This window comes from Sporotomaculum syntrophicum, from assembly GCF_009932395.1.
GTDB classification, from domain to species: Bacteria; Bacillota; Desulfotomaculia; order Desulfotomaculales; family Desulfallaceae; genus Sporotomaculum; species Sporotomaculum syntrophicum.
Map to the genome: position 1 here is coordinate 77,655 of NZ_LSRS01000008.1, position 17,815 is coordinate 95,469.

General features: G+C 48.4%; 21 protein-coding genes. 16 read left to right on the forward strand and 5 right to left on the reverse strand.

Annotated elements, in window-relative coordinates:
• Positions 1 to 539 precede the first annotated feature (539 nt).
• From SPSYN_RS14045 to SPSYN_RS14070, 6 genes are all read left to right on the forward strand, one after another.
• Positions 540 to 1,349: a sulfite exporter TauE/SafE family protein gene (locus SPSYN_RS14045; RefSeq protein ID WP_161823123.1), complete on the forward strand. Its 810-nt coding sequence runs from the start codon at positions 540 to 542 to the stop codon at positions 1,347 to 1,349.
• A gap of 130 nt (positions 1,350 to 1,479) precedes the next feature.
• A complete protein-coding gene (locus SPSYN_RS14050; protein ID WP_161823124.1) occupies positions 1,480 to 1,851 on the forward strand; it encodes a hypothetical protein in 372 nt (123 codons plus the stop codon).
• Between the two features lie 375 nt (positions 1,852 to 2,226).
• Positions 2,227 to 2,934 (forward strand): DUF421 domain-containing protein, encoded by a 708-nt coding sequence (locus tag SPSYN_RS14055; protein WP_161823125.1) that lies wholly within the window; start codon positions 2,227 to 2,229, stop codon positions 2,932 to 2,934.
• 87 nt (positions 2,935 to 3,021) lie between these two features.
• Positions 3,022 to 3,228, forward strand: a complete 207-nt coding sequence (locus SPSYN_RS14060) for a DUF1657 domain-containing protein (protein WP_161823126.1) — start codon at positions 3,022 to 3,024, stop codon at positions 3,226 to 3,228.
• Positions 3,229 to 3,321: 93 nt separating this feature from the next.
• A complete protein-coding gene (locus SPSYN_RS14065) occupies positions 3,322 to 3,537 on the forward strand; it encodes a DUF1657 domain-containing protein (RefSeq protein WP_341478893.1) in 216 nt (71 codons plus the stop codon).
• A gap of 57 nt (positions 3,538 to 3,594) precedes the next feature.
• Positions 3,595 to 4,455 (forward strand): DUF421 domain-containing protein, encoded by an 861-nt coding sequence (locus SPSYN_RS14070; RefSeq protein WP_161823127.1) that lies wholly within the window; start codon positions 3,595 to 3,597, stop codon positions 4,453 to 4,455.
• A 77-nt stretch (positions 4,456 to 4,532) separates the two neighbouring features.
• Here SPSYN_RS14070 and SPSYN_RS14075 read toward each other — a convergent pair whose 3' ends face one another.
• Entirely contained in the window at positions 4,533 to 5,504 is a 972-nt protein-coding gene (locus SPSYN_RS14075; protein ID WP_202623846.1) for a helix-turn-helix transcriptional regulator, read from the reverse strand.
• A gap of 277 nt (positions 5,505 to 5,781) precedes the next feature.
• Here SPSYN_RS14075 and modA point away from each other — a divergent pair, with 277 nt between their 5' ends.
• From modA to SPSYN_RS14090, 3 genes are read left to right on the forward strand one after another with little or no spacing between them, the layout of a single operon-like run.
• Positions 5,782 to 6,570 (forward strand): molybdate ABC transporter substrate-binding protein, encoded by a 789-nt coding sequence (modA, locus tag SPSYN_RS14080; RefSeq protein ID WP_161823128.1) that lies wholly within the window; start codon positions 5,782 to 5,784, stop codon positions 6,568 to 6,570.
• 10 nt (positions 6,571 to 6,580) lie between these two features.
• Positions 6,581 to 7,261, forward strand: coding sequence for a molybdate ABC transporter permease subunit (gene modB, locus SPSYN_RS14085; protein WP_161823129.1), 681 nt, complete (start codon positions 6,581 to 6,583; stop codon positions 7,259 to 7,261).
• 4 nt (positions 7,262 to 7,265) lie between these two features.
• Entirely contained in the window at positions 7,266 to 7,970 is a 705-nt protein-coding gene (locus SPSYN_RS14090; RefSeq protein ID WP_161823130.1) for an ATP-binding cassette domain-containing protein, read from the forward strand.
• Positions 7,971 to 8,019: 49 nt separating this feature from the next.
• Here SPSYN_RS14090 and SPSYN_RS14095 read toward each other — a convergent pair whose 3' ends face one another.
• The 4 genes from SPSYN_RS14095 to SPSYN_RS14110 all read right to left on the reverse strand — a co-directional run bounded on the left by SPSYN_RS14095 (position 8,020) and on the right by SPSYN_RS14110 (position 10,455).
• Positions 8,020 to 9,075: a DUF1786 domain-containing protein gene (locus SPSYN_RS14095; protein ID WP_161823131.1), complete on the reverse strand. Its 1,056-nt coding sequence runs from the start codon at positions 9,073 to 9,075 to the stop codon at positions 8,020 to 8,022.
• 104 nt (positions 9,076 to 9,179) lie between these two features.
• Positions 9,180 to 9,446, reverse strand: coding sequence for a hypothetical protein (locus SPSYN_RS14100; protein WP_161823132.1), 267 nt, complete (start codon positions 9,444 to 9,446; stop codon positions 9,180 to 9,182).
• Positions 9,447 to 9,461: 15 nt separating this feature from the next.
• Positions 9,462 to 9,989, reverse strand: coding sequence for an ImmA/IrrE family metallo-endopeptidase (locus SPSYN_RS14105; protein WP_161823133.1), 528 nt, complete (start codon positions 9,987 to 9,989; stop codon positions 9,462 to 9,464).
• Positions 9,990 to 10,017: 28 nt separating this feature from the next.
• Positions 10,018 to 10,455, reverse strand: a complete 438-nt coding sequence (locus SPSYN_RS14110; RefSeq protein ID WP_161823223.1) for a helix-turn-helix transcriptional regulator — start codon at positions 10,453 to 10,455, stop codon at positions 10,018 to 10,020.
• Positions 10,456 to 10,654: 199 nt separating this feature from the next.
• On the opposite strand from SPSYN_RS14110, the gene SPSYN_RS14115 reads away from it, so the two are divergent.
• From SPSYN_RS14115 to SPSYN_RS14145, 7 genes are all read left to right on the forward strand, one after another.
• Complete coding sequence (locus SPSYN_RS14115) at positions 10,655 to 11,899, forward strand: DNA polymerase Y family protein (protein ID WP_161823134.1); 1,245 nt, start codon at positions 10,655 to 10,657, stop codon at positions 11,897 to 11,899.
• Between the two features lie 181 nt (positions 11,900 to 12,080).
• On the forward strand, positions 12,081 to 13,364 hold the full coding sequence (locus SPSYN_RS14120) for an MFS transporter (protein WP_161823135.1): 1,284 nt from the start codon (positions 12,081 to 12,083) through the stop codon (positions 13,362 to 13,364).
• A 425-nt stretch (positions 13,365 to 13,789) separates the two neighbouring features.
• Positions 13,790 to 14,374 carry a 2-oxoacid:acceptor oxidoreductase family protein gene (locus SPSYN_RS14125; protein WP_161823136.1) on the forward strand — a complete coding sequence of 195 codons (585 nt, stop codon included), beginning with the start codon at positions 13,790 to 13,792 and terminating at the stop codon, positions 14,372 to 14,374.
• Positions 14,371 to 14,682: a 4Fe-4S binding protein gene (locus SPSYN_RS14130; RefSeq protein WP_161823137.1), complete on the forward strand. Its 312-nt coding sequence runs from the start codon at positions 14,371 to 14,373 to the stop codon at positions 14,680 to 14,682. Before SPSYN_RS14125 ends, SPSYN_RS14130 begins: the two co-directional genes overlap by 4 nt.
• The gene (gene porA / locus SPSYN_RS14135) at positions 14,675 to 15,865 is read left to right on the forward strand and encodes a pyruvate ferredoxin oxidoreductase (RefSeq protein ID WP_161823138.1); all 1,191 of its coding nucleotides are present in this window, start codon (positions 14,675 to 14,677) and stop codon (positions 15,863 to 15,865) included. Before SPSYN_RS14130 ends, porA begins: the two co-directional genes overlap by 8 nt.
• Positions 15,862 to 16,800 (forward strand): thiamine pyrophosphate-dependent enzyme, encoded by a 939-nt coding sequence (locus SPSYN_RS14140; RefSeq protein ID WP_161823139.1) that lies wholly within the window; start codon positions 15,862 to 15,864, stop codon positions 16,798 to 16,800. Before porA ends, SPSYN_RS14140 begins: the two co-directional genes overlap by 4 nt.
• Positions 16,801 to 16,871: 71 nt before the next feature.
• Positions 16,872 to 17,780 (forward strand): precorrin-6B methylase, encoded by a 909-nt coding sequence (locus SPSYN_RS14145; RefSeq protein ID WP_161823140.1) that lies wholly within the window; start codon positions 16,872 to 16,874, stop codon positions 17,778 to 17,780.
• The last annotated feature ends 35 nt before the right edge of the window (positions 17,781 to 17,815 follow it).

Here is a 17,815-nt window from a genome sequence, read left to right on the forward strand (position 1 = left end):
TTCTTGTTGAACCGTCTTTATTTTTAAATGTTTTTGTTCTAGCATACATGGCACCTTAATTATAGCATGGCAATCCATATATTAAAAGTTATTATATGGAAAACGTGGCACTACGCTTTTTGAATTTCTCTAATATTGACCCTTGATTCTACTGGGTTTGTTGGAGGTTAGATTCGAAAAATGATGGAAAACTGTCAAACTCGAGTAAGAAGCATATGCCACCTCTCAAGTCTTTTATTTTTATTATTTTCTAGAAATTTTATAATATGTATGCTCACGCCCAAATCTTCGCCACAAATACACCGGGGACGCCATCTACATCTAGTTATTCACATGTTGATAAATCTTTTAACTAATGAAACACGTAGAATCAGGGAGGAATTACTACAAAGGGGGATTCTGAAAACTTCTTGTTAAACACCAAAGCATGTAATAAAATTATATTTAGTGCTAATTAGTATCTTTTAGTGTTAAACAGTAATAATAAGTTTTCTAGATGATACTATATAGTTATGTTTAGTTCATGAGGGCTAGATTAGATGAAAAACCAAAAACCTTTACATGCTTTGTTGACAGGCGCCCCTATTGGATGTTTGGGTGGGTTAATCGGTTTAGGCGGGGCAGAGTTCCGGTTGCCTGTACTGATCGGCCTATTTAAATACTCAGCTCATCAGGCCGTATCTCTCAATTTAGCCGTTAGTTTAATTACGCTTTTGTCATCCCTGATTTTCAGAATCCCCAGCTCACCATTGGCTAAATTGTTGCCGCTTTTACCGGTGATTTTAGCCTTAATTGCAGGAGGAATGGGCGGAGCATATATTGGGGCGCTTTATACCCAAAAAATATCCGAACATGCTTTGGAAAAGGTCATCCTGGTTCTGTTATTATTTATCGGGCTATTGCTGATTGGGGAGTTTTTTTATCCCCTTGTTACAGGGGGGGTGCAAGCGCCTTTACCTGTTTTAATACTTATAGCGCTAGCGTTTGGCACAGGCATCGGCATGGTCAGCAGCCTGCTGGGGATTGCCGGTGGCGAGTTAATTATTCCGACACTAATTTTTGTTTTCGGCGTCGATATTAAACTGGCCGGAACTGCCGGCATTTTAATAAGCCTGCCAACTGTAATTACCGGACTTGGCAGGCATTATGCCTATGGCGCCTTTAAACAAAAAAAAGATTTTACTGAACTGGTTCTGCCGATGGGGATAGGTTCCATTATAGGTGCATTTATCGGTGGGTTGCTTATTTTTTATGTTTCCGGCGGCTTATTAAAGCTAATCCTGGGAGTTATATTAATCATTTCCGCCGTGAAAATTTTCACCAAAAACCAAACCAGCCAACAAGGCTGATGCTATTGAGGAATTATCGCCTGTGCTAACCAGCATTACTTGTCCCCTTAAAATATTTGTCGGAATCTTTGTCAAGGATAAACCCAATTTTTGCCGAAAGATATTGTAAATATGTGAAGGGATGAGCGTTGTGTCTATAAAAACCATGGTTAATACAGATATATGTTTATGCACGGTGATATTAGAAACACACAATATTAAAGGGGCAAAGAACACAATTAAAAATTTGTCTTCTGCTTACGAAAGCTATATTCCGGGTATTAAAAGCGGGTTATGCACATTATCGGGCCACCATAATAAACCGGAAAATTACTTGAAAGATATTGCGATAATCAAGACGGCCCTGAAGCTATTTAAGGCTAATGGCTGCGAACGAATTAGTATAAATAAAACTAAGCAAAACCTGATACTAGTGAATAATAAAAAAGTTAACACAAATACTGAAACAGTTTATATGTCTGTTGATCAGATATTAAAGATATTTAAAATAATGAAAGTATAAATTGACGAGAAATATAAAAGGTAATCAGGTATGCATTAACAAAGCATAAGAATTTCTTTTCAGAACCCCCAGGGAAGCACCTGCAGTTATTCTCATTTCCAATAAACCCCATACCTTCCATTTGCTCCAAAACATATTATATATCCCTCCTTAGCCACGTTTTTATTGTAGTTTCGTTAAATACGGCGCACCAGTGAAGGAAGGTGCCGCCAAACCAAAACGCTCGGCAAAATTAGTGAATATCATGGTTAACCCGGTACTGGACAGGATGCCTCGCCAGGGTTGAGTATTTTTTATGGCAACGAGTTAAAATAACTTTACAACACCGGTTGCTATTATGCCGGTTGGAAAAACTATGAGTAATTAAAGGGGTGGATGCTTATCAATCCCTACGTGGAAATACCTCTTCGAGCATTGTTTGCCTATTTAGCTCTCCTGCTGTTTACACGGGTCAACGGCCGTGAGCAAATATCCCAGCTAACTTATTTTGAATATGTGGTGGGAATAACAATCGGTTCCATAGCCGCCACGTTAACCACTACGCTTGAGGATCCATTCTGGCCCGGCTTGTTGGGTATGGCTGTGTGGACGATCCTGCCTATTCTGACAGGCTGGTTGGTGTTAAAATCAGTGCCAATCCGTAAAATTATTGAGGGAGAACCAATCGTGGTGGTTCAAAACGGTAAGATTGACGAAGAGGCTTTGACCAGGCAGCGGACTAATTTTGATGATTTTATGTTAATGCTTCGGAAAAAAGACATTTTTAACATCAGTGATGTGGAATATGCCATATTTGAACGCAATGGTACCCTTTCGGTGCAAAAGAAAAGTCAGCTGAATCCGGTTACTCCGGCGGATTTAAACCTGAGTACCCCGTACCGGGGATTACCGACTACGCTGGTTCAAGACGGTGTAATTATTGACAACAGACTGCAGGAAGTCAGCCTGAGTAAAGACTGGCTGTTACAAAAATTACAGGCGGAGCATGGAGTAAGTGATATTAGCCAGGTTAGTATCGCCCAACTGGATACCAGCGGTAATTTATACGTTGATTTGCTCAACGACGAGCCTGAACATAAATAAGTTAAACTCCTGGACCAAATTATAATATAAAATGAGTCTTCGGGGCATGATCGCATACGTAAAAACAGTTAAGGGAGGAATACATAAATGACCGTAGCATCCCAGGTTAAACAAACTCTGGCCGGCCTGAAAAGTGCCCAGGCTAGCTTAGAAACCTTTGCTATGCAAACCCAAAACCAGCAGGCTAAAGACCTCTATACCCAGGCAGCCCGGCAGGCTCAGGCTATTGTGGACAGCTTGGAGCCCAGGATTAATGAGATTGAGCAACAGGAACCCCAGTACAAAGGATTCTAGAGAGCATGTTTTATTGCTTGACCATTTTAACAGCCGGATCAGGTGATCCGGTTTTTCTATCCTGGTTTTAGACACAATAAATATGCAGGGAGGATGATAACCGTGACCGTAAGCGGCCAGGTTAAGCAAACTGTTGCCAGCTTAAAGGGTACCAAGGCTACTCTGGAAAGTTTCGCTGCTATTGAGCAAAACGACCAGGCTAAGCAGGTACTACACCAAAACATCGCGCGCCTGGAAGGTGTCATTCAAGATATGGAAAAAAGAGTGGCCATCCTGGAATTTGAGGAGCCTCAGTATAAGGGGTTTTAAATTGCCTGCTCAACAATATAGGCAAAAAAACTATGATTACACAAGGGGTCGATTAGCATGGCCGAATGGCAGGAAGTTATACTGCGCTCTGTAGGGTTATTTGTTATCACGCTGCTCTTGGTTCGTATCATAGGCAAAAGACAAGCATCCCGGCTAACCTTTTTTGATTTGGTAACCGCTATTGCCATTGGTGGCATCGCTGCCGCTGTATCCTTGAACCTGGTGCCAAACCTGTTGCATGGTTTACTGGCCCTGCTGGTTTGGACTGTGCTGCCGGCACTTATTTATTTGCTGGCGATTAAATCCAAGATGGTGCGGGATATTGTCCAAGGTAAAGAAACGGTTCTGATCAATCAGGGTAAAGTGCTGGAAGATAAATTAATGGAAGCCCGGTTTACACCGGAAGATTTACTGAGCCAGTTAAGGAAGAAAAGTGCTTTTAAAGTGGCAGACGTGGAATTTGCGGTGCTGGAACCCACCGGCGAGGTGAGCGTACTGCTCAAAAAGGACCGGCAGCCGGTTACGCCTCAAACCGCCGGCCTTACTGTTGGTCCGGAAAGTGTACCGCAAACCGTGATTATGGACGGTACCATTATGGACGAGTCCCTTACTGTTATGGGGCTGAACAGAAACTGGCTGCATACCGAGCTGGAGAAGGCGGGTGTGCCGTTGGAAAATGTATTCATCGGGCAGGTAGACTCCGTTGGCCAGCTGTATCTGGATTTGTTTGACGACACTATCCAGGTACCCCAGCCCAAAACTAAAGAACTGGCCTGGGCGACCCTTAAGAAATGTCAGGCGGACTGCGAGCTGTACGCTCTGGGTACCAGGCAGCCGGAAGCCAAGTCGATGTACAGTAAGTCGGCTATGGTGCTGGCCGAGGTGGTTAATGAGTTGGAGCCGGTGCTTAAGAGATAGACTTGCGCCGTTTGATACACGCACCGTCGCAACCGGGGTTGATGCCTCGCCGGGGCCGGTGCTGCCCGCGGTTTCCTTTACACTTCGGCAACGATTCTGCCTGTTTCGGTTAAATCGTAATCCCCCAGACCCTGGACCTCCTTCTTAAACTCGTCGGACTGGAGAATTTCAATTACAGCACGGGTATGAGGATGATGCAGGTTTTCTTGTTTAATGACCAGTTCGTAACGTTCTTTATGCAGGGGGAGGAACTCAACTCCCCGTACCTGCAGGGCTGCTTTTTCGTTCCCCATGCCTACGTCAACCTCTCCCCGGGCTACGGTGCTGGCCACGCCCAGGTGGGAAAACTCCTCATTTTCATATCCCGTGATAAGGTGTCTATCCAGCCCCAGGCGGCGGAGTTGTTCGTCCAGCAGAACCCTGGTACCGCAGCCCTTTTCCCGGTTGATGAAACGCACATCCGGCCTGGTCAAATCGTGCCAGCCCTTAATGTTCTTGGGATTACCCGCGGCCAGGTAAAAGCCCTGCATTCGGATAGCCAGGTGCACGATGATTGCGGGAACACCGGGCAGAAAGCGGCGCACGAAAGGGATGTTATAACTGCCGGTATCACCATCCCACAGGTGAATGGCGGCCATATGGGCTTGGTCCTGATATAGCGCCAATAGACCTGCAAAGCTGCCCCCGTAATTGCGGAAGGCATGGATTCCCTGGGGGTGCCGCTCAAGGTGCCGGGTCAGAATATCCAGGAGGATGTCCTGACCGCAGAGCACCAGACCCTGGCGGTAGGCTGATGCTTCTTCCTGCTGGTAATTTGGCGGGCCTGCAGGCGGGGTACGGTAAGGGGCTGCATCCTGGTGGGGCGTTAATTCGCAGCTTTTGCCCTGTTTTTTATAAGCCTCCACATCCTGCCGCTCAACTCGGATTTTTCGGCCTACCCGGTATGCTGGAAGCTCTCCCCGTTTGATTAATTCATAGACCGTGTTTTTGGTGATTTTTAATAAGTCGGCTACTTCCTGGGGTGTTAATGAACTTGCTTCCACCTTCATGGTTTTCCCTCCTAATATCTTGACAATTATTATAGCTTAATTTATTATCATTTCATAGTAATGTTTTGTTATGTTATGTTGAGTTATCTTAAGCCAGAGAAAGGACGCTATGTTAGTTGATCAAATAATTAGTTGTTTGAAGTTATGTTTTGTCTGGTTGTGTCATAGCGTTTTAGAGAAGGAAAGGTATGGGAAAAGTTTAGCTAAACAATTTTAAGGGGCATAAGCAAAAGGAGTGTGCTCACCGACAAATTTTTAGGAGGCAAGAAAACAAACAATGAAAAGGTGGCTAAGTTTATTAAGCCTGCTGTTGTTAATGGTGCTGGCCGGAGCCGGCTGTGGGAGTAATCAGGAACAAACGGCGGCAACAGAGCCGGTGCGGCTAACTATATCCGCTGCCGCCAGTCTCCAGGATGCTATGGAAGAACTTAAGACTATCTATAACCGGGACAACCCCAGGGTCATCATTACATATAATTTCGGCTCCTCCGGCACTCTGCAGAAACAAATTGAGCAGGGTGCCCCGGCGGATCTGTTTATTTCCGCCGGTCAAGCGCAAATGGATGCCCTGGCTGAAAAGGGTCTGATTATTGAGGACACCAGAAAAGGCCTGGTGGGCAACCATTTAGTCTTAATCAGCGGTCAGGATAGTTCCCTGGCCGGCTTCGAGGAGCTTACCGGCGAGCAGGTCGGCAAAATAAGCATCGGTGTACCGGAATCGGTTCCGGCGGGAAAATATGCTCAGGAGGCTTTGACAAACCTGGGCTTGTGGGATGCCCTCCAGGCCAAGCTGGTACCGGCCAAGGATGTGCGCCAGGTTTTAACTTATGTGGAAACCGGTAATGTGGACGCCGGTCTGGTTTACCGTTCCGATGCACTGATGGGCAAGCATATCAAGGAGGTGGCCACAGCTCCGGAGGCTAGCCACCAGCCCATCCTTTACCCCATGGCGGTAATCAAGGATAGCCGGAATCAAACCACAGCTGGAGCGTTTGCCGGTTTCCTCACCGGTCAGGAAGCAGGTCAAGTGTTTACCAAATACGGCTTTAAAGTTCTGGAGAATTAACAGAGGTAACATGTTTGTTCAACTAACCGACTGGTTCCCGGTCATACTTTCAATCAAGGTAGCTTTGCTCGCCGTCACGGCGGTGCTCATCACGGGCCTGCCCTTGGCCCGGCTGCTGGCACGCCTTGAGTTTCCAGGCAAAGACATGGTCGAAGCGCTGCTCACCCTGCCCATGGTGCTGCCCCCTTCGGTCATCGGCTATGGCCTCTTGATGCTCATTGGTAAAAACGGTTTGCTGGGCCAAACCCTGTCTGAACTGGGGCTGAGCATTATTTTTACCTGGTGGGCGGCTGTGCTGGCTTCCACCGTCGTAGCCTTTCCCTTGATGTACCAAAGCGCCAAGGGGGCATTCCAGAGCGTTAATATTAATTTTGAGCAGGCAGCCCGCACCCTCGGTGCCAGTGAGGTTAAGATATTTTTTACTGTTACTCTCCCCCTGGCCTGGCCGGGTATACTGGCTGGGTTGGTGCTCTCTTTTGCCCGGGCGCTGGGTGAGTTTGGGGCGACTTTGATGGTGGCCGGCAATATCCCCGGCCAGACCCAGACCATTCCCCTGGCTATTTATTTTGCTGTCGAATCAGGCAAAGAAGGCACAGCCCGGACCCTGGTAGCGATCATTACCGTTTTTAGCTTCCTGGTTATTTACTGGGTTAATCGCTGGGCAAAACAAAAAAAATATAATTTGCGGTGATATAATGCTTAAAGCCAAGCTGACGAAAAAATTATGGCACTTTAACCTCGATATAGAATTTGAGCTGGACGCCGGTATCCTGGTGCTCTGGGGCCATTCCGGAGCAGGCAAAACCACCTTGCTGCAGTGTTTGGCCGGCCTGTGCAAGCCGTCGGCAGGCAGCATCCTGCTCAACGGCAGAACGCTTTATTCTTCGGTGAGCAGGGTCAACCTGCCTACCCGGCTGAGGAAGGTAGGCTATCTCTTTCAGGATTACGCCCTGTTCCCGCATCTGACCGTCAAACAAAACGTGATGTACGGCCTGAAAAACAGTCGAAACCACCGGCAGACGAAAGGCCCGGTTGATCCCCTGGGGTTGCTCAATTCCTTCGGGGTAGGCCACCTGTTGGACCGCTACCCCGGCCAGCTTTCCGGCGGCGAGCAACAGCGGGTAGCCCTGGTGAGGGCCCTGGCGGTACAGCCGGAACTGTTGTTGTTAGATGAACCCTTCAGCGCTCTGGACAAAAAAGCCAAGCTCAAACTCCGGCAGGAGCTTAAGGCTCTTCACACCCTCTGGCAAATACCCTTTATCCTGGTGACTCACGATGAGGAGGACGCAGGTTTTATGGGCGACCGGATATTGACGTTGAACCAGGGCGTAGCTGTGACAGGTGCGATGACGCCCTGGTCGCAGCACTCAACTAGACCTCCGGCAACAGCTATTGGGTAAATCCTGCGCAGCAGCTCCTGCTGAACCGGAAAACCCGGCAGAAGCAGAATTAGATTACGCCCAGCCCGATTAAGAGGCCAAAGCAGCCTGTCAGCATCATATCGCCATAGGGTGCTGCCTCATGCCAGCCCAAGGGTTTGGCCATAGCCCGCCGCGGCCCGGTTACCGCTATATAGTCCCAGCCCGGCCCCATATCGGGGTGCAAGGCTGCGCCATGCCCGCCGGCATTATAAATCTCCTCATGAGTTAATTCATTGTTTTGCAGCCGTTTTACCAGCGAGGCCAGCGATGTGGTGTTCAACATTCCGGTATGATGCTCAAATAGACCATAGACACGCTGGCCGCGAATTGCTGCCGCCAGTGTATGCGCATTGCCGATATTGACCGCGATGAGCCCTTTTCCCAGCTGTGGCCGCACAGTCGGATCAGCGGTAATGCCCAACACAGCCGCTGTACCGGTATCTGTGAGTACTGCGCCCGGCGCTATCTCCCTAACTGCTTTCATTCGGGTATAAACCTCCGGTATTTGCCCGGTAAAGACTAAATCCCTCAGCACACCACCCTGGTCAATGAATTCCTTCCATAAGCGGAACCTGAGGGTGCGGTTGCTCTCCTCGGCGCTAAACCCGTGGTCTTGAACAGCTATGGCCAGCTGGGCAGGCAGGGGCTGGTCAAAGGCGGCCAGGGCTTGTTGAAACGCCGGCAGGTCGATATCCCCCAGCCAGATCTTATCTGCGTCGGCGGGTGGGGCTTCGACCAGTTCGATTCCCATCTGGCGGACTTTGTTTAGATTATCATTGAAGGTATAGGCGGCCTGCTCTGTGGCATAGACTTTCAGGCCTGCTGCCAGGTGCTGCCTTAAAGCTTTAAAATTGGCCCCGCCGCCCATTACATGACCATAAAGATAAATGCTATGCCTCTGCTGCGTTGCCCGGCGGATCTGCCCGGCAACAAGCTGTGTCTGGCTGGGCATAACTAGTTTGGGACAATTTTCTATATTTTTGCCGGTCTGATAAACCAGCACATCCTGGGTCTCGGAACCAACATCAACCGTCAGAATATCTGTTTGCTTAAATAGTGCTTCATTTTCAGCTGCTGTCACCATGGACGCCCCTTTGCTTTAAAAGTACTGTGCAAATTTTACAGTATGTTCAATATGTATTATACTGCTTTTATGTTAAGAGACAACAGGACATCCCTAGAACTCCCTCAACGCCGTTCCACGAACCAGCGGCCGAGGTTGTTGCCCCTGATGCTGGCGCTGCGCTCGAAAAAGATGTATTTTTCCTGTCCCCGGATGTGGACGGTGTAGCGGTCCCCCTGGCCTCCGGCTTTCCTGGCGGCGGCCGGGCGGACTTCCAGTACCCGATCGATGTTATAGCGCTTCCCGTCCTCCCAGGTGAGGGAGATGGGCCGCAGTTCCCCCTCCGGGTTAAAAGCCGCCACTACTTCCACATATACTTTTAAATCCCCCATGGTCTGCCCTCCTCCTTAGACTTTTTTCAGAAAGTTGGCCTGCGCCTGCAGCGGCGGGTCAATGACCTTGTACCCCTTACGCTTTAAGACCCGAAATTTAAAGTCCAGCAGCTCCGCCGGCACCTCCAGCAGGCTGGCCGCTCCGAAAAACGAAATATCCTCATTGAGAAGGTCAAGCACCACATTGTCGTCCATCAGGTAATCGGCGGCAAAAATATTAGCCTCATATTCATAACGCGAGGTTTCGTCAAACAGGGCAAAATCATGAAACGCCCTAATCTTGGACGCTTTACGGTGCAGCACAGCGTGGCCGATTTCGTGGGCCAGGATAATTCGCTGCAGCTCCTCGGCCAGGTCGCTGTTCACCGTGATTACCGGCTGCCTGGCCTGGTAAAGGAAAAAACCTTTGCAGTCCCTGGGGCGGCTGCCCATAGCTTCGGTGAGCAGCAGTATGTTCAGGTCGCGGCAAAGCCGGTAAGGATCTCCCTGGTCGTATTTTTGCTTAATCTGTGTGACCTGGCCGCTAATATACTCAATCGACATCCAACCACCTGCTTTGCTGGGATATATATTAGTTTTGCTTGTTTTTGCGGCCGTAGGTTTCGCGGGCTGCTTCCTTGGCCGCCCAGTAAGCTTTAGTTACCGCAGCAAAGAAGGCGTCTTTGGCTTCCTGGTCAACAGAACCCCCCGCGAAGAGTGCCGTATTCCGTTCCAGTAAAAAATCGATCTCCTTGGCCGCCTTGTTGCCAAACCGTTCCCGGGTTTCCTCCACGTACTCAGTTTTTTCCTGGCCGTAGGTGGGATCTTCAATTTCGTCGCGATCGAGGTAATCAACCGATACCCTGAGGGCTTCGGCCAGCTTGAGCTTGACATTGCGGCGGGGTAAAACTCCTTCGCTTTCATAGGCCACGACGGCCCGTTTGGAAACGCCCACCAGTTTACCCAGCTCTTCCTGGGTTAGATTCAGTAACCGTCTTGCCTCGCGCACCTTTTCCGCAAAAGTTTTCATCCAAACCAATCTTCCTTTCTCTGATAACGTTGTAGTAGCAGTCATTAGCTGCAATTTTTTTGTGTTGACATAACTGCATGGGTCTGTTAAAGTGTAGGGAAGTTAATGAGGTTATATTTTGATTATAGAGGGAGCAACTTCACTTGTCAACAGGTTGTTTGCAAAAACTACTTAATTTTACGATAAGGGAGGTGTGGAGATGCAGCAGCGGCGTATAATTCTGCACAGCGATTTGAATTCCTTTTATGCTTCCGTGGAGATAATGCTGGAGCCGGCCTTGCAAGGGAAAGCAGTCGCTGTCTGCGGCAGCACCGAGGACCGGCATGGGATTGTGCTGGCTAAATCTGAATTGGCTAAAAAGGCAGGGGTTAAGACCGGCCAGGTCACCTGGGAGGCTAGACTGCTGTGCCCGGATCTGATTGTGGTTCCGCCCCAGTACGAGCAATACCTGAAGTATTCCAGGCTGACCAGGGAGATCTACCAGCGGTACACCGATCAGGTAGAGCCTTTCGGCATGGATGAGTGCTGGCTGGATGTAACGGCTAGCCGCAGGCTTTTTGGCAGCGGTGAAAAAATAGCCGAGGAGATCAGGCAGACGGTTAAGGAAGAACTGGGGCTCACGGTGTCCATCGGCGTTTCTTTTAATAAGATCTTTGCCAAGCTGGGCAGCGATATGAAAAAACCGGATGCCGTGACCGTCATCAGCAGGGAGGATTTCAAGGAGAAGGTCTGGCCGCTGCCGACCGGTGACCTGCTCTACGTGGGCCGGGCGACGGTGAGGAAACTCGCCGGTATTGGCGTGCATACCATCGGCGATATCGTCGCTCTCGGCCCCGAGCTAATGCAGCGGCTGTTCGGTAAAAACGGCCTAATGCTGTGGTCGTACGCCAGCGGGCAGGATACCTCGCGGGTCATGCCCGGGGATTACGAGGTGCCGGTTAAATCCATCGGGCACGGCATCACCTGCACGGCGGATTTGATCAACAATGAGGAGGTATGGCGGGTTTTCCTGGAGCTATCCCAGGATATCGGCCACCGGCTGCGGGTGCATGATTTATTAGCCTGGGGAGTGCAGATAGCCGTAAGGGACAATACGCTATTTTACAAGCAGTACCAGGCGCAATTAGGCTTTGCCACCCGGAGTCCCATGGAGATCGCTCGGAAAGCCAGGGAGTTGTTCGAAAAGAATTACCAATGGCAAAACCAGGTGCGTGCCGTTACCGTGCGGGCCATTAATTTGGTCCCCAGGTCATGGCCCCAGCAGCTGACTTTATTTGATGACTATGCCCTAAGAGAACGCCGGGCGAGATTAGAGGATGCGATTGAGAGCCTCCGTGCCCGGTTTGGTAAGCGGGCGGTGTTTAACGCCGTTCTAATGGGGGATTTGAAAATGTCCGGCCGGGGTGCCCAGGAGGTCATTATGCCAGGTGCAATGTATCGTTAGCTTGCTACTTCATAAAGTCATAGGGGGTATCCCAACTCATAAAGTCTTGTAAGCGAAGTTGGAGACCACAGTTTTTTCTGCATTAACGGTTCCAAGGGAGAAAGGACCTCACCCCTTCTTTGCCGAATGTTACAAATGCTACCTGATAACAAGAGACAATAATAAAGAGAGGTTTTTCCCCTTGGTAGATAATTGTTTATTGAAAACAAAAAAAATATTTTATGGATGGATTATACTTATACTTTGTTTTCTAGTGCTTGTTGCTTCGTTAGGCGTGCGCCTCTCTTTTGGAGCTTTTATTACATCATGGGAGGCAGGGTTTAACGTTACCAGAGGTACTATAACAATTATTTCAGCCATAAGTCTTATAACTTATGGTGCTTTTCAGCCCTTGGCGGGGCGATTGAGTGACCTTTATGGTACGAGATTGGTGTTATCAGGGAGTCTAGGTATTATTGGCTTGGGTTTAATTTTAACTCAATGGTTAAGTAATTATTGGACCCTTTTGTTTCTTTATGGGGTATTTATTTCAATAGGTTTTGCGGGAGCATCGAATGTAGCTGCATCTGCCGCGGTGATACAATGGTTCCACAAAAAAAGAGGATTTGCCCTTGGATTTGTCACATCAGGAATGGCATTGGGGCAAATGACCTTAGTACCCTTGTCCATTTATTTGGTTAAGCACTGGAACTGGGAATATACGTTTTTATTTTATGGCTGCATTATATTATTTATCTTAACTCCCTTAACTTATTTATTCTTGCGGTCAAAACCTGAAGATATCGGAGAAAAACCGTACGGCATTGAAAGTGACAATGAAATAAAACCCCTTGACAATAAAATAGAAGAACCCCCTGCTCAAAATTCCAAGGGAGAAAGTTTGTTAAATCTTTTAAAAATACCGAATTTTTGGCTTTTAGTAATACCTTTCTTTTTTTGTGGGTTTACCGATCTTGGTTTAATTGCTACTCACTTAATTCCCTATGGGGAAGGGAAGTATTTCAATGACGAATTAATTGCACTTTGTATAAGTGTTGTGGCGTTATTTAATATCCTTGGGATATTGTTAGCCGGTTATGTTTCCGATTATGTTAGCAAAAGTAGATTAATAGCAGCTATTTATATTACGCGGGCTGTATCTTTTATACTATTACTTAACGTAGATAACAGCTATGAGCTGTTAATCTTCAGCATAATATATGGAATTACTGATATGGCGACTGCAGCACCTGTTGCTGCCCTGAGTGCAAAGTTGTTTGGCATGTATTCCATAGGTGTAATTATTGGTATTACTGCTGCATGTCACCAAATAGGCGGGGCTTTTGGCTCTTATTTGCCCGGGCTTATATATGACTTTACTAATAGTTATAATATTTCCATTGTCCTATCAGCTGTTATTTTAATAGTGGTTGGCATCTTAAGCTTGTATATTAATGAAAAACGAGATAGTATTAAACAGTTTTAAGTTGCCGGATATTGGATTGTCTCGGGAACGCCTAATTTAACTGGCAAACTATTTGTTCTTATAATTAACCTAAAAATCATATAACTGATTGACAAAACACGGTCTAGTAGGTATATTTATTTATGATCTAAACATAATTTATATTTCAAAGGCATTGACGGAGAGAGTACGTTTCAGCCGAACGTGGCAGCGAGCCGGGACTGGTGCAAGCCGGTATCAGTAGACTGAACCCGAAAATCACTCCTGAGCTGCGGACCGAACGAGTAATCCAGTAGGCTCCGACGGTTTTCCCCCGTCACAGGGAACGCATATGATGGTATGTTTGTATAAACGGGTGGTATAGCGAATGTCTATTAAGGCTTTCGTCCCTTTATGGGATGAAAGCCTTTTTTACTTGAACAATCATATGACTGGAGGAAAAAGCAATGGCAACCAATGATATGGTAGAAATTCGCTGGCACGGCCGGGGCGGGCAGGGAGCCAAGAGTGCCTGCCTGCTGCTGGCGGATGTGGCCGGTTTGGCAGGAAAATTCGTCCAGGGATTCCCGGAGTATGGGCCGGAACGGATGGGGGCCCCGATTACAGCTTATAATCGCATCAGTGAAAAACGGTGTACTATCCATTCCAACATTTACTACCCGGACTATGTGATTGTGGTGGATGAAAGCTTGCTGGACAGCGTCGACGTTACCGGAGGGCTAAAAGAGGGTGGAGCAATAATCATTAACACTACCCTTTCTCCCCAGGAGATGCGTCCCAGGCTGCGGGGTTGGGCCGGAAAAATCTGTACCATCGATGCCCGCCGCATTTCGGAAGAAATTCTAGGTAAAAACTTACCGAATACCCCGATGCTGGCCGCTGTGGTTAAGGTGAGCGGCGTTTTGGATGCTGAGCGTTTTTTAGTGGATATAGAAGAATCTTTTAAACATAAATTTGCCGACAAGCCCGAGGTTATTGAGGGGAACATGCTAACACTGAGAAAATCCATGGCGGAGGTGCTGGTAGGATGATACATGCAAAGGATATCAACGAACGAACCCCCTGGCAAGATCTGACCCCCGGTGGGGAGATCTACGAACCGGGAACCGCACGGCTTTTCAATACAGGTACATGGCGAACCAACACGCCTGTTTTTCACGAAGCAGCATGTAAACACTGCATGCTTTGTGTGCCTTTCTGCCCGGACATAGCTATTCCGGTACAGGACGGGAAACGTCTGGACTTCGATTATATGCACTGTAAAGGCTGCGGCATCTGTGAAAACGTGTGTCCCTTCCAGGCAATTACTATGGTGAGTGGAGGTGCCCCCAATGAGTAATCGCCTTTCCGGCAACGAAGCTGTAGCTTATGCCTTAAAACAGATAAATCCTGATGTCATGGGAGCTTTTCCAATCACTCCCTCCACCGAAATTCCTGAATACTTCGCCCAGTATGTAGCCGACGGCGAGGTAAATACCGAATATGTAACCGTGGAGTCTGAGCACAGTTCAATGTCTGTGTGCATTGCAGCGCAGGCTGCCGGAGCCAGGGCCGTCTGTGCTACTTCCTCCGCCGGTCTGGCCTTGATGTACGAGCTTTTGTACGTGGCGGCTTCCTGCCGTCTGCCCATTATACTGGCCTGCGTCAACCGGGCTCTTACGGGGCCAATTAACATTAACAATGATCACTCCGACTCGATGGGGGCCAGGGATTCCGGCTGGATCCAAATTTATGCCGAAAATAACCAGGAAGCTTACGATAATTTTCTCATGGCCATGCCCATCGGCGAGACTCCGAGCGTACGCTTACCGGTGATGACCTGTATGGATGGCTTCATTACCAGTCATGCCGTAGAGAACATCGAGCTTTTGGAGACGGATGTGGTGCGCCGGTTTATTGGAGAATATAACCCGGAACATTATTTGCTGAAAAAGGAAAATCCGCTGGCGGTAGGGCCGTATGATGTAAGTTCCTATTACATGGAACACAAGGTCCTGGAGGCTGAGGCGATGAAGGCGGCCAAAGCCCGCATACTGGAGGTAGCTGCCGAGTTTGAAAAGATTTCCGGCCGGCGCTACGGCCTGTTTGAAGAATATAGAATGGAGGATGCGGAACTTGCTCTGGTGCTAATCGGATCCACTGCCGGAACCGCTAAAGCAGCCGTGGACAAGCTGCGGGAGGAAGGAGTAAAGGCCGGGCTGGTGAAAATAAGGGTGTTCCGTCCTTTCCCGGGCGAGGAGCTGGCCCGGGCTCTAGCGGGTACCAAGGCCGTAGCCGTCATGGATAAGTCCGAGGGCTTTTCAGCCAATGGAGGTCCTTTATTTGCCGAGACCCGCAGTGCTTTGTATGATTTAAAAAATCGCCCGTATATGATTAATATCGTTTACGGCCTGGGCGGCCGTGATGTTAATACCGAGGATATAGAAAAAGTGTTCGGCCGGCTGGCGAATATTGCTGCGACCGGGGAGATTGGACCGGTATATACCCATATGGGGCAGAGGTCAAAGGAGGAGAACGCATGAGCACGGTATATAACCTGAAACGGGAAGTTGAAAAGCCGGTCCGGTTCACCGGAGGGCACAGGCTTTGCGCCGGCTGCGGCGCCGGGATCGTGGTGTCGGGGGTGCTGCGGGCCTTGAAACGAGAAGAACGGGCAGTGGTGGTTAATGCTACCAGTTGCCTGGAGGTCTCCACTTTCATGTATCCTTACACTGCCTATATGGACAGCTACATTCATTCGGCTTTTGAAAACTCCGCGGCTACCTGTTCCGGAGTGGAAGCAGCATATAACGCTTTGAAACGCCGCGGTAAGGTAGATGGGACCGTCAAATTCATTACTTTTGGCGGTGACGGCGGCACTTACGATATAGGGCTGCAATCCTTGTCAGGTGCTATGGATCGCGGCCATGACATGGTCTATGTCTGTTATGATAATGAGGCTTACATGAATACCGGCATCCAGCGTTCCTCTTCAACACCTCATTTTGCCCGCACGACTACCACGCCGGTAGGAACTGTGGGGCAGGGTAAAAAGCAAAATAAAAAAGATCTGACTGAAATTCTGGTGGCTCATCATATCCCTTATGCAGCTCAGACGGCACCGCTAGGCAGTTTCAAGGATCTGCACACCAAGTCTTATAAAGCCATTTACACGAAAGGGCCTTGCTTTTTGAACGTACTATCTCCATGTCCCCGCGGTTGGGACTACCCCACGGAAAAGCTTGCGGAGATTGCCAGGCTGGCGGTGGATACCTGTGTTTGGCCCCTCTATGAAGTGGAGGAGGGAATGTGGCGTCTGACCTATATTCCGAAGAAAAAGCTGCCCGTGGAAGATTTTCTCCGCCCGCAGGGTAGATTCCGTCATATGTTCCAGCCAGGCAATGAGTGGATGATTGAAGAAGCGCAAGCCTATGTGGATCAAAAATGGGAACGCTTGCTGGAACGCACAGGCGTTTAAAACTTGAACTTTACACTGGAAATAAAATCTAACAATATGGTATGATAATTGTTAACAAGGAGGTGTTGCCTGTGGAACAGACAATGTTTACTAATGAGTTGGTTTTAGCTTGGCTCCAGTATTTTTCACAGAACGCTCCAATCAACCTGACCAAACTGAAGATGCTGGACATTACAGGGAAGAATAAGAACCTGCTTCCGACCGTGATGAGCAACCGGGCAGTGCTGGTCTTTACGGACGCTGGACATCCGGATATTTTTTATGACATGTGGAATGCGGAACTGGGTGACTGCGATATCTGGTACAATGAGGGCTCGGAGCCATCCGGTGAGATCAAGCACAACAAGGTTTCAGATATGATCAACCGCGGGATTAATGCCTCTGCAGCTATGTTGATTATGAATCCTAACGCTGCAACGAATTATCAGATAGGTATTGAGAACAGCCGTTTTTCCTGTGGCTCTGTTCAGTATGTGTGCCGGGAAGTTCGGGCAATTATCATGAGTAAGCTCAATGTGGGGGACCAGGATAATATATGTATCATTTCAGGTGAGAGCATTGCGGTGGAAGCTGCCATAATTGCTGCCGAGGGCAGTGTCATAGCTGTGGAATATGACCACCGGGATCGGGTTACCATGAAATGTAATGTAGACAAGTTTGGTCTGAACAACGTAATCATTATAGAATCTCTTAATGATGATATCCTGGCTAATCTGCCGGTACCGGACGTAGCGTTTATCGTGGCATCTCCCAGGATTGGCAGTGAAATAAAAAGTCTGCTGGCTGTCAACCCCGACATGGAATTTGTGATTTACACATTGGACTTCGAAATGCTAACGTCTCTGCCTGCTTTGTTTAGGGAATACGGTTTGGAGCGCACTGAAGCCATCCATATAGGAGTTTCGCGAGTCAATAGCAAAAAAATGATGGAGCCGTTTCCAGCCCCCTGGCTGATTTCCGGCAGAAGGGTTAACGGATAGTAAGAACGTAGCGGGCAGGATTTCGCCAGCATAGA

What these genes read in the sequence shown, in the direction of transcription:
- SPSYN_RS14045 (WP_161823123.1), top strand. Translation starts at nt 540, where the DNA reads ATGAAAAACCAAAAACCTTTACATGCTTTGTTGACAGGCGCCCCTATT.
- SPSYN_RS14055 (WP_161823125.1), top strand. Translation starts at nt 2,227, where the DNA reads ATGCTTATCAATCCCTACGTGGAAATACCTCTTCGAGCATTGTTTGCC.
- SPSYN_RS14060 (WP_161823126.1), top strand. Translation starts at nt 3,022, where the DNA reads ATGACCGTAGCATCCCAGGTTAAACAAACTCTGGCCGGCCTGAAAAGT.
- SPSYN_RS14065 (WP_341478893.1), top strand. Translation starts at nt 3,322, where the DNA reads ATGATAACCGTGACCGTAAGCGGCCAGGTTAAGCAAACTGTTGCCAGC.
- SPSYN_RS14070 (WP_161823127.1), top strand. Translation starts at nt 3,595, where the DNA reads ATGGCCGAATGGCAGGAAGTTATACTGCGCTCTGTAGGGTTATTTGTT.
- SPSYN_RS14075 (WP_202623846.1), bottom strand. Translation starts at nt 5,504, where the DNA reads ATGAAGGTGGAAGCAAGTTCATTAACACCCCAGGAAGTAGCCGACTTA.
- modA (WP_161823128.1), top strand. Translation starts at nt 5,782, where the DNA reads ATGAAAAGGTGGCTAAGTTTATTAAGCCTGCTGTTGTTAATGGTGCTG.
- modB (WP_161823129.1), top strand. Translation starts at nt 6,581, where the DNA reads ATGTTTGTTCAACTAACCGACTGGTTCCCGGTCATACTTTCAATCAAG.
- SPSYN_RS14090 (WP_161823130.1), top strand. Translation starts at nt 7,266, where the DNA reads ATGCTTAAAGCCAAGCTGACGAAAAAATTATGGCACTTTAACCTCGAT.
- SPSYN_RS14095 (WP_161823131.1), bottom strand. Translation starts at nt 9,075, where the DNA reads ATGGTGACAGCAGCTGAAAATGAAGCACTATTTAAGCAAACAGATATT.
- SPSYN_RS14100 (WP_161823132.1), bottom strand. Translation starts at nt 9,446, where the DNA reads ATGGGGGATTTAAAAGTATATGTGGAAGTAGTGGCGGCTTTTAACCCG.
- SPSYN_RS14105 (WP_161823133.1), bottom strand. Translation starts at nt 9,989, where the DNA reads ATGTCGATTGAGTATATTAGCGGCCAGGTCACACAGATTAAGCAAAAA.
- SPSYN_RS14110 (WP_161823223.1), bottom strand. Translation starts at nt 10,455, where the DNA reads ATGAAAACTTTTGCGGAAAAGGTGCGCGAGGCAAGACGGTTACTGAAT.
- SPSYN_RS14115 (WP_161823134.1), top strand. Translation starts at nt 10,655, where the DNA reads ATGCAGCAGCGGCGTATAATTCTGCACAGCGATTTGAATTCCTTTTAT.
- SPSYN_RS14125 (WP_161823136.1), top strand. Translation starts at nt 13,790, where the DNA reads ATGGCAACCAATGATATGGTAGAAATTCGCTGGCACGGCCGGGGCGGG.
- SPSYN_RS14130 (WP_161823137.1), top strand. Translation starts at nt 14,371, where the DNA reads ATGATACATGCAAAGGATATCAACGAACGAACCCCCTGGCAAGATCTG.
- porA (WP_161823138.1), top strand. Translation starts at nt 14,675, where the DNA reads ATGAGTAATCGCCTTTCCGGCAACGAAGCTGTAGCTTATGCCTTAAAA.
- SPSYN_RS14140 (WP_161823139.1), top strand. Translation starts at nt 15,862, where the DNA reads ATGAGCACGGTATATAACCTGAAACGGGAAGTTGAAAAGCCGGTCCGG.